9 protein-coding genes and 1 pseudogene are annotated in these 10343 nt (G+C 69.9%); 8 read left to right on the top strand and 2 right to left on the bottom strand.

Translation table 11 applies throughout. The features are described from left to right. Positions 1-126, top strand: a pseudogene (locus tag O3Q52_RS40215) (carbohydrate kinase); the annotation flags it as partial. Between the two features lie 163 nt (positions 127-289). Here the strand turns inward: O3Q52_RS40215 and uvrA are convergent. Continuing rightward, positions 290-3361: an excinuclease ABC subunit UvrA gene (gene uvrA / locus O3Q52_RS40210; protein WP_269653508.1), complete on the bottom strand. Its 3072-nt coding sequence runs from the start codon at positions 3359-3361 to the stop codon at positions 290-292. A 247-nt stretch (positions 3362-3608) separates the two neighbouring features. Between uvrA and O3Q52_RS40205 the strand changes: the two genes are divergently transcribed. The 5 genes from O3Q52_RS40205 (at position 3609) to O3Q52_RS40185 (ending at position 8066) form a co-directional block, all read left to right on the top strand. Then, a complete protein-coding gene (locus O3Q52_RS40205) occupies positions 3609-4331 on the top strand; it encodes a maleylpyruvate isomerase family mycothiol-dependent enzyme (protein WP_269653507.1) in 723 nt (240 codons plus the stop codon). A 10-nt stretch (positions 4332-4341) separates the two neighbouring features. Then, positions 4342-4998 carry an MBL fold metallo-hydrolase gene (locus O3Q52_RS40200; protein ID WP_269653506.1) on the top strand — a complete coding sequence of 219 codons (657 nt, stop codon included), beginning with the start codon at positions 4342-4344 and terminating at the stop codon, positions 4996-4998. Positions 4999-5503: 505 nt separating this feature from the next. Next, entirely contained in the window at positions 5504-6388 is an 885-nt protein-coding gene (locus O3Q52_RS40195) for an ABC transporter substrate-binding protein (protein WP_269653505.1), read from the top strand. Beyond that, positions 6385-7299, top strand: a complete 915-nt coding sequence (locus O3Q52_RS40190) for an amino acid ABC transporter permease (RefSeq protein ID WP_269653504.1) — start codon at positions 6385-6387, stop codon at positions 7297-7299. Before O3Q52_RS40195 ends, O3Q52_RS40190 begins: the two co-directional genes overlap by 4 nt. Further along, positions 7296-8066, top strand: coding sequence for an amino acid ABC transporter ATP-binding protein (locus tag O3Q52_RS40185; RefSeq protein WP_269653503.1), 771 nt, complete (start codon positions 7296-7298; stop codon positions 8064-8066). The genes O3Q52_RS40190 and O3Q52_RS40185 overlap by 4 nt, the downstream gene beginning before the upstream one ends. A gap of 140 nt (positions 8067-8206) precedes the next feature. On the opposite strand, the gene aroQ is transcribed toward O3Q52_RS40185, so the two are convergent. Continuing rightward, on the bottom strand, positions 8207-8680 hold the full coding sequence (gene aroQ, locus O3Q52_RS40180) for a type II 3-dehydroquinate dehydratase (RefSeq protein WP_269653502.1): 474 nt from the start codon (positions 8678-8680) through the stop codon (positions 8207-8209). A gap of 103 nt (positions 8681-8783) precedes the next feature. On the opposite strand from aroQ, the gene O3Q52_RS40175 reads away from it, so the two are divergent. Then, positions 8784-9830, top strand: coding sequence for a S66 peptidase family protein (locus O3Q52_RS40175; protein ID WP_269653501.1), 1047 nt, complete (start codon positions 8784-8786; stop codon positions 9828-9830). A 59-nt stretch (positions 9831-9889) separates the two neighbouring features. Further along, a partial coding sequence (locus tag O3Q52_RS40170) for an MFS transporter (RefSeq protein ID WP_269653500.1) occupies positions 9890-10343 on the top strand: 454 nt, incomplete at its 3' end.

Genomic DNA, 10343 nt, shown 5'->3' with positions numbered 1-10343 from the left:
GCGCTCGCGGGTCTGGGCGCCGACGGCTGGGCCGAGTTGCTGCGGTTCGCCGCACGGGCCGCGGCGATCACCTGCTCGCGGGCGGGCGCGGAGCCGCCGTACGCGCATGAGTTGGGTGCCTTCTAGAGAAGGCCGGAGGAGCCGAGGCTCGGCGAGACGCGGGCAGCCGGTCGGCTTCGGGGCGGGCGACGAGGTCGGTCCGGGTGTGACGGGCAGAGCGGCAACGCGCCACGCCCCGGGGTGAGTTCCCATGGAGCGCGGCGCGTTGTGCGTGGGCTGCGGACCCGCCTCAGGCCTTGCGGGCCCTCGTCGTCTTCTTCGCCGGGGTCGCCTTCTTCGTGACCGCGGCCGCCTTCTTGGTCGCCGTGTTGTTGGCGGCCTTTTCGGTGGTGGCCTTGGTGGTGGTCCTGGCGGTCGTGGTCTTGGCCGTCGCCGTCTTCTTCGCCGTCGACCTGGCGGCCACCGCCTTCTTGGCGGCCGTCTTGCGCGGGGCCTTCACCTCCGAGGCGTCGCTGACGCGCTCGGCGCCCAGGACCTCTCGCAGGAACTTGCCCGTGTGGCTGGCCGGAACCCCGGCGACCTCCTCGGGTGTGCCCTCCGCGATGACGAGGCCACCGCCGCCACCGCCCTCGGGGCCCATGTCGACGACCCAGTCGGCGGTCTTGATGACATCGAGGTTGTGCTCGATGACGATGACCGTGTTGCCCTTGTCGACCAGGCCGGACAGCACGGTGAGCAGCTTGCTGATGTCCTCGAAGTGCAGACCGGTGGTCGGCTCGTCGAGGACGTACACCGTGCGTCCGGTCGAGCGCTTCTGGAGCTCGCTGGCGAGCTTCACACGCTGGGCCTCACCGCCGGACAGGGTCGTCGCGGACTGGCCGAGGCGTACATAGCCGAGGCCGACGTCGTTCAGCGTCTTGAGGTGGCGGGAGATCGCCGGGACCGCCTCGAAGAAGTGCATGCCTTCCTCGATCGGCATGTTCAGGATGTCGGCGATGGACTTGCCCTTGTAGTGGACGTCCAGGGTCTCCCGGTTGTAGCGGGCACCGTGGCAGACCTCGCACGGGACGTACACGTCCGGGAGGAAGTTCATCTCGATCTTGATCGTGCCGTCGCCCGAGCAGTTCTCGCAGCGGCCGCCCTTGACGTTGAAGGAGAAGCGGCCGGGCAGATAGCCGCGGACCTTCGCCTCGGTCGTCTCGGCGAACAGCTTGCGGACGTGGTCGAAGACTCCGGTGTACGTCGCCGGGTTCGACCGGGGGGTACGGCCGATGGGCGACTGGTCGACGTGCACGACCTTGTCGACGAGGTCGTCGCCGTCCACGCGCGTGTGCCGCCCGGGAACGCTCCTCGCGCCGTTCAGCTCGCGGGCCAGGTGCGTGTACAGGATGTCGTTGACCAGCGTGGACTTGCCGGATCCGGAGACTCCCGTGACGGCCGTGAGGACGCCCAGCGGGAACGACACGTCGATGTCCTGCAGGTTGTTCTCGCGGGCGCCGTGCACCGTGAGCTGCCGGGACGGGTCGTGGGGGCGCCGGATGTCGGGCAGCGGGATGGCCTTCTTGCCGGACAGGTACTGACCGGTCATCGACTCGTCGTTGGCGAGGAGCTCCTTCAGGGAACCGCTGTGCACGACCTTGCCGCCGTGCTCGCCCGCGCCGGGGCCGATGTCGACGATCCAGTCGGCGACCTTGATGGTGTCCTCGTCGTGCTCGACGACGATGAGCGTGTTGCCCATGTCGCGCAGCCGGACCAGGGTCTCGATGAGCCGGTGGTTGTCGCGCTGGTGCAGGCCGATGGACGGCTCGTCCAGCACGTACAGGACGCCGACGAGGCCCGAGCCGATCTGGGTCGCGAGGCGGATGCGCTGGGCCTCGCCGCCGGAGAGGGTGCCCGCGGCGCGGTTGAGCGACAGGTAGTCGAGGCCTACGTCGACCAGGAACCGCAGTCGTTCGTTGACCTCCTTCAGGACGCGCTCGGCGATCTTCTTGTCGCGGGCGTCGAGCTTCAGCTCGCCCAGGAAGTCCGCGCAGTCGCTGATGGACATGGCGGAGACCTCGGCGATCGACTTCTCCATGACCGTGACCGCGAGGACGACCGGCTTGAGGCGCGTGCCCTGACAGGTGGGGCAGGGCACCTCGCGCATGTAGCCCTCGAAGCGCTCGCGGCTCGCGTCGCTCTCGGCCTCGCTGTGCCGCCGCTTCACGAAGGGGACGGCGCCTTCGAAGGGCGTGGTGTAGACACGCTCTCTGCCGTACCGGTTCCGGTAGCGGACCTCGATCTGCGTCTTGTGTCCGTGGATCAGTGCCTTCTTGGCGCGCTGCGGAAGACCGGCGAAGGGGATGTCGGTCCGGAATCCCAACGCGTCCGCGAGGGCTCCGATGAGGCGTCCGAAGTAGTCCTTGGTGTGGCCGTGCGACCAGGGGTGGATGGCGCCCTCGTCGAGGGACTTGTCCTCGTCCGGGACGATCAGCTCCGGGTCGACCTCCATGCGCGTACCGATACCCGTGCAGTCCGGGCAGGCGCCGAAGGGCGAGTTGAAGGAGAAGGAGCGGGGCTCCAGCTCCTCGAAGGACAGGTCGTCGTACGCGCAGTACAGGTGCTCCGAGTACATGCGCTCGCGCTCGGGGTCGTCGGCGGGGAGGTCGACGAAGTCCAGCACCACCATGCCGCCGGAGAGACCGAGGGCGGTCTCCACGGAGTCGGTCAGCCGGCGCTTGGCGCCCTCCTTGACCGTGAGGCGGTCGATGACCACCTCGATGGTGTGCTTCTCCTGCTTCTTCAGCGTGGGCGGCTCGGTGAGCTGGATCGTCTCGCCGTCGACCCGGGCGCGGCTGTACCCCTTGGTCTGGAGATCGGAGAAGAGGTCGACGAACTCACCCTTGCGCTCGCGCACCAGCGGCGACAGGACCTGGAAGCGGCTTCCCTCCGGCAGCTCCAGGACCTTGTCGACGATGGCCTGCGGCGACTGGCGCGTGATGGGGCGGCCACACTCGGGGCAGTGCGGCTTGCCGATGCGCGCGAAGAGAAGACGCAGATAGTCGTAGACCTCGGTGATGGTGCCGACCGTCGAGCGCGGGTTGCGCGAGGTCGACTTCTGGTCGATGGAGACCGCCGGGGAAAGACCTTCGATGAAGTCGACATCCGGCTTGTCCATCTGGCCGAGGAACTGCCGGGCGTACGAGGAGAGCGACTCCACATAGCGCCGCTGGCCCTCGGCGAAGATCGTGTCGAAGGCCAGCGAGGACTTGCCCGACCCCGACAGGCCCGTGAAGACGATGAGCGAGTCGCGCGGGAGGTCGAGCGAGACATTCTTCAGATTGTGCTCGCGCGCTCCACGGACGATGAGACGGTCGGCCACGCCGGTCCGCACCTTTCTTGAGAGAAGTGACAGGGGCGAGGCCCCCGGCTTTTCAGACGACGGGGCCCCCGTCTTTTTCAGACTAGAGGGAGCCACTGACAGCGCCGGTCCGGTTTCCCTGGTTCACAACAATCCCGGGCCCTCCAGCATGCCCGACGCCGCACCCGACCATATAGCACGTGCATTCGATTTACGGCGGCTGCCCGCAACCTTCACCCAAACGTGTGGCGGGACTATCGTCGGGCCCATGAACGATCATGTGCGCGACCTGGCGTCTGTACGTGACGCGACCGAGCGGCTCCTCACCGCAGTCGGCAAACTGGACAACGCCTCCGTGGCCGAGCCGTCACGGCTGCCCGGCTGGAGCCGCGGCCACGTCCTCGCCCACCTGGCCCGAAACGCGGACGCTCTCGTGAACGTCCTCGAAAGCCGGCCGATGTACGTCTCCGGGGAGGCCCGGGACGCCGACATCGGACGGGACGCCCCGCGCCCCCTGCAGACACAGCTCACCGACCTCCGCGAGAGCGCGGCCCGCTTCCAGGAGGCGGGGGCCGCGCCCGCGGACTGGTCCCGCACGGTGGAGCTGCGCAACGGAGTCACCGACTCGGCGTCCGGGGTGCCGTTCCGGCGGTGGATCGAGGTCGAGTTGCACCACGTCGATCTGGGGATCGGATACGACCTGGAGGACCTCCCGGAGGAGTTCGTGGAGCGCGAGATCGCCTTCCTCACGGACCGCTTCGCCGGGCACCCCGAGGTGCCGCACACGCGCGTCACGGACGGCACGCGCGCGTGGAGCACGGGACGCGTCTCCGGAGACGGCGACCCAGAGCGAGCGGTGGGCACCGAGGGCGGCGCGGAAGTGACCGTGACCGGCTCCACGCCCGCCCTCCTCGGCTGGCTCGCGGGCCGCCGCGACGGGTCCGTGCTGAGCGTCGAAGGCGGTCCGCTGCCCGCACTCCCCCCGCTATAGGCTGGGCGCCATGACGTACAGCGGAGCGGTGACGGTCGGCGGCCCTGCGGATGTGCACGAGTTGCGGGACCTGATGATCTCCAAGGTCGCGGTCGGCCCGATGAACAACAACGCCTATCTGCTGCGCTGCCGGGCCACGGACGAGCAGTTGCTGATCGACGCGGCCAACGACACCGCGACTCTCCTCACGCTGATCGGTGACGACGGCATCGCGTCCGTCGTCACCACGCATCAGCACGGCGACCACTGGCAGGCACTCGCGGAGGTCGTGACGGCCACGGGCGCGCGCACGTACGCGGGACGGGACGACGCCGAAGGCATCCCCGTACCGACGGACGTGCCCGTCCAGGACGGCGACACGATCCGGGTGGGGAACGTGGAGCTGACCGCCCGCCACCTGGTGGGCCACACGCCCGGCTCGATCGCCCTGGTCTACGACGACCCGCACGGACACCCGCATGTGTTCACGGGTGACTGTCTCTTCCCGGGTGGTGTGGGCAACACACGTAAGGACGCGAAGGCGTTCGCCAGTCTGATCCACGACGTCGAGACGAAGATCTTCGACGCGCTGCCGGACGAGACCTGGGTCTACCCGGGACACGGCGACGACACGACACTGGGCGCCGAGCGTCCGCATCTGCCGGAGTGGCACGCGCGGGGTTGGTGAACCGTACGGCGCCGGACGGACGTTGGTGAGCCGTTCGGACACCGTGCCCCGGCGTGCGCCGGGGCACGGTTGCACGCCGGGCGGCGGTGGACCGTCGGGCGTGGGCGACGGCGAACCATCGGGCACCGGGCCGGAGTTGGCGAGGCGTCCGATGTCGGGTGTGCGGTCCCCGGCCGTGCGCGCCGGTGCGCGCCCCGTGTGAACGGAGCGCACACTCCGGTGCCCCGCACGCGCTCCCCGCGCACGGGGAGCGCGCGGTCCACTGGTAGCTGGTCCCGCACAGGATGACGGCTCCTGCGCGGACGGGTCGCCGGCCTGTCGATCCCCGCCCTCGGCCGGCGGCCCCGCCCTGGCAGCGGTGGCCGACGTCCGGCGGCCACCGCCCAGGACGTCGTGACGCCCTTGCGCCCCACGAGTTCACAACATTGCAACACCAGTTCCCATCATGCGGACAGTTGCCCCTGTGACCTCGACAGACGGACCTGCCCACTGTCACTCTCCCGCCATGCATCTTGCCCAACGCGCCTTGCGCCGCGCCGCGTCCACCGCCACCGTCGCTCTGCTCGCCGTCGCCGTCGGCTGCGCCCCGCAGCCCGAGGAGAAGGCCTCCGACAAGCCCTCCGGTTCCGGAGCCGAATCCTGCGCCAAGGGCAAGCTGGGCACGGAAGTCTCCGGGAAGCTGACCATCGCGACCGACGAACCCGCGTACGAGCCGTGGTTCAAGGACGACAAGCCGGCCAACGGCGAGGGCTTCGAGTCGGCCGTCGCGTACGCCGTGGCGAAGCAGCTCGGCTACGACAAGGGCGACGTCGTCTGGCAGAGCGTGCCCTTCAACAAGGCCTTCGCACCCGGCGAGAAGACCTTCGACTTCGACATCAACCAGGTGTCGATCAGCGACGAGCGCAAGAAGGCCGTCGACTTCTCGTCCGGCTACTACGACGTGCGCCAGGCCGTCATCGCGCTGAAGGACTCCAAGGCCGCGAAGGCGAAGAGCATCGCCGACCTCAAGGGCGTGAAGCTGGGCGCCCAGGTCGGCACCACCAGCCTGAACTACATCGACGACGTGGTGAAGCCGACCGAGCAGCCGGCCGCGTACGCGAAGAACGACCAGGCCAAGTCCGCGCTGAAGAACGGTCAGGTGGACGCCATCGTGGTCGACCTGCCGACCGCGTTCTACATCACCGCGGCCGAGGTGACGGACGCGAGGATCGTCGGGCAGTTCGAGAACCAGGGCGGTACGCCCGAACAGTTCGGTCTCGTCCTGGACAAGGGCAGCGCGCTCACCTCGTGCGTGACGGACGCCGTGGACGCCCTGCGCGAGGACGGCACGCTCGCCGCCGTCGAGAAGCAGTGGCTGTCCGACGCCGTCGACGCGCCGGTCCTCAAGTGACGCTCGTGAAGGAGGAGTCGGGCGGGGAGCCGGAAGGAGACTCCGGCGACGGAGAGGCACGCGAGGCGTACGTCCCGTCGCCGCGGCGGATCGAGCGGGAGCGGTACAAGCGCTCCCGTGCCCGCCGCGCGACGGCGATCGCCGCGCTGTCCACCCTCGTGACCGGCATCGTCCTCTACCTCGTCGTCGTCAACGCGCCCGGCTGGCCGCGCACCAAGGAGACGTTCTTCAGCGCGCAGTACGCGCGCGAGGCGTTCCCCAAGGTCCTCGAAGGGCTGTGGCTGAACGTCCGGCTCCTGCTCGTGTGCGGCGCCGCGGTCCTCGTCCTCGGCATGCTGATCGCCGTCGCCCGCACCCTGCGCGGCCCGGTGTTCTTCCCGCTGAGGGCGCTGGCCGCCGCGTACACCGACTTCTTCCGCGGGCTGCCGCTGATCATCAACCTGATGATCGTGGTCCTGGGCGTGCCGGCGCTGCGGCTGCAGGGCATCACGGTCGATCCGGTGCTGCTCGGCGGGACGGCTCTCACCCTGACCTACTCGGCGTACGTCGCCGAGGTGTTCCGCGCCGGCATCGAGTCGGTCCATCCCTCGCAGCGCGCCGCGGCCCGCTCGCTGGGGCTGAGCAACCGTCAGGCGCTGCGGTACGTGGTACTCCCCCAGGCCGTACGCCGTCAGGTGCCGCCGCCGCTCAACGACCTGGTGTCCCTGCAGAAGGACACCGGGCTCGTCTCGATCGGCGGAGCCGTCGACGCCGTGCGCGCCGCGGACATCATCGTGGGCCGCAGCCTCAACTACACGCCGTACATCGTCGCGGGACTCGTCTTCGTCGCGCTGACCATCCCGATGACCCGCTTCACCGACTGGGTCACGGCACGGATGGACCGGCGGCAGGCGCAGGGAGGGAGCATATGAGCGAGACACCCAAGGACTCCGGCGTGCCCGTGCTGCGGATGGAGGCCGTCCGCAAGACCTTCGGCGACTCGGTCGTACTGCGGGACGTCGATCTGGAGGTCGCCCCGCACACGGTGACGGCGCTGATCGGGGCCTCCGGCTCTGGCAAGTCGACGCTGCTGCGCTGCGCGAACCTGCTGGAGGAGATCGACGACGGCGCCATCTGGCTGGACGACGAGGAGATCACCGACCCCCGGGCCGACCAGGACGCGGTGCGCCGCCGGATCGGCGTGGTCTTCCAGGCGTACAACCTCTTTCCGCACATGACCGTCCTGCAGAACATCACGCTGGCCCCGCGCCGCGTGCACGGCGTGGACCGCCCGGAGGCGGAGGCGCACGCCCGTGAGCTGCTCGACCGGCTCGGGCTCGGCGCCAAGGCGGACGAGTACCCGGACCGGCTGAGCGGCGGCCAGCAGCAACGGGCCGCGATCATCCGCGCCCTGGCCGTACGCCCCAGGCTGCTGCTCCTCGACGAGATCACCGCGGCCCTCGACCCGGAGCTGGTGGGTGAGGTCCTCGCCGTCGTGCGTGACTTGAAGGACGACGGCATGACCATGGTGCTGGCCACCCACGAGATGGGCTTCGCCCGCGACGTCGCCGACCAGGTCTGCTTCCTCGACGGCGGCGTAGTACTGGAACGGGGCACGGCCGAGGAGGTGTTCGGCGACCCGCGGGAGGAACGCACGCGGCGTTTCCTGCGCCGGATCGTGGAGGCGGGACGGCTGTAGTCGTCGGCCTGGCGCGGCGCGGGCCGGGATTCGCGGCCCGGGGCGGACGTGGACGGCGTTCGGAAATCCTGGATCAAGGTCATGCGTCGATGGTGGCACCCGCCACTGACAATCGCCCGCCGTCCGCCCGGCGCCTCCCGTCAGGCCTCCGCCCGAGCCGCTCCCGCCAGCGCCGCGACCCGCTCGACCCCGAACACGTAACCCTGCACTCCGCAGCCCGCGATCACGCCGTCGGCGCGGAGCGAGACGTACGAGTGGTGGCGGAACTCCTCGCGCTTGTGGATGTTGGAGATGTGGACCTCCAGCACGGGCAGCCCGTCGCAGGTGTTGAGGGCGTCCAGGATCGCGACAGAGGTGTGCGAGTACGCGCCCGGATTGATCACGATCCCGGAGTGGCCGAGGCGTGCCTCGTGGATCCAGTCGACCAGCTCGCCCTCGTGGTTGGACTGGCGGAAGTCCACCGTGCCGCCGTGCGCGGCCGCCGCCTTGGCGCACATCGCCTCGACGTCGGCGAGGGTGTCGGAGCCGTAGATCTCCGGCTGACGCTGCCCGAGGAGGTTCAGGTTGGGGCCGTTGAGAATCATGATCGGGGCGTTGGCGAGGGTGCGGGGCACGGTTCCTCCGGTCCGGTCGGATGGCTCGGCCCGTTCAGGACCGCTGCTCAGACCCGGTTTATCACGGTGCGCCGACACCGGGACGGCCCCTACCCTCCCTCGCATGACGACTCCCGCGTACCCGCCCAAGCCCGTGCCCGGCGACCGGGTGGCCGTGATCTCGCCGTCCGCCGCGCTGCCGGGGATCCTTCCGCTCCCGTACGAGTTGGGCCTGGAGCGGCTGCGCAAGGAGTACGGCCTCGAACCGGTCGAGTATCCGGCGACCCGGAGGATGGGTTCCACGCCTCAGGAGCGGGCCGACGACATCCACGCGGCGTTCGCCGATCCGGACGTCAGGGCGGTCATGGCGTCGATCGGCGGTGACGACCAGATCACCGTGCTGCCGCTGCTGGACCGGGAGTTGATCCGCGCCAACCCGAAGCCGTTCTTCGGGTACAGCGACAACACGAACCTGCTCGCCTACCTCTGGAACACGGGAATCGTCGGCTACCACGGCGCGAGCGTGATGTGTGAGCTGGGCCGGCCCGGCGCCATGGACCCGCTGACCGCCGAATCCCTGCGGGCGGCGCTCTTCACCTCGGGCGAGTACGAACTGCGTCCGGCCGAGCGGTGGCGCGACGTCGACCGCGACTGGGCGGACCCGGCGACCTTCCAGTCGGAACCGGAGACCCGGCCCGGCACCGGATGGACCTGGGTCAACGCCGACCGGGTGGTGGAGGGCCGCAGTTGGGGCGGCTGTCTGGAGATCCTGGCCTGGCTGCTGATGGCCGACCGGGAGATCCCGCGCGACCTCTCCGCCCACGACGGCGGCGTGCTCTTCCTGGAGACCACGGAGGAACTGCCCAGCGCTGAGGAGGTGTTCCGCGTCCTGCGGAACATGGGCGAGCGCGGACTGCTCCAGCGCTTCTCCGCACTCCTGATGGGCCGGCCCAAGACGTGGTCCTTCGAACACCCCAACAGCCCTGAGGAGGGCGCCCGTTACGCGGCGGAACAGCGCGAGGCCGTGCTGCGCGCCATGGAGGCGTACGCCCCCGGCGCCACCGTGGTCCTCGACGTGGATCTCGGGCACACCGACCCGCAGATCGTCATCCCCTACGGGGGAGTGATCCGCGTGGACGGTCCCGCCCGGCGCATCACGGTGACCTACTGAGGCCACCGGGCCCCCGCGCGCCCCCGTAACCCTTGGTGACCGTGGGTAGTTGACGCGGCATGCACCGTGCACGCACAGTAAAGCCCCCTTCCATGCCGCGGCTCGCGGCGGCCTCGCTCGCCGGGACGGCCATCGAGTTCTACGACTTCTTCGTCTACGGGACGGCGGCCGCGCTCGTCCTGGGCCCGCTCTTCTTCCCCACGTTCTCGCCGGTGGCGGGGACGCTGGCGGCCTTCGGGACGTTCGGAGTCGGGTTCGTGGCGCGGCCGTTGGGCTCGGTCCTGTTCGGGCACATCGGGGACCGGCACGGACGACGGCCCGTTCTCGTCCTCTCCTTGTTGCTGACCGGCGCAGCGACCGTCGCGGTCGGCTGCGTGCCGACGTACGACTCCATCGGTACGGCCGCTCCCGTGCTGCTCCTTGTGCTGCGTTTTCTGCAGGGGCTGGGGCTCGGCGGGGAGTGGGGCGGGGCGGTGCTGCTGACCGCGGAGCACGCTCCGGCCGACCGGCGCG

This window comes from Streptomyces sp. ActVer (genome assembly GCF_027270795.1).
Classification (GTDB): Bacteria; Actinomycetota; Actinomycetes; order Streptomycetales; family Streptomycetaceae; genus Streptomyces; species Streptomyces umbrinus_A.
This window is presented reverse-complemented; position numbering and strand designations above follow the sequence as displayed.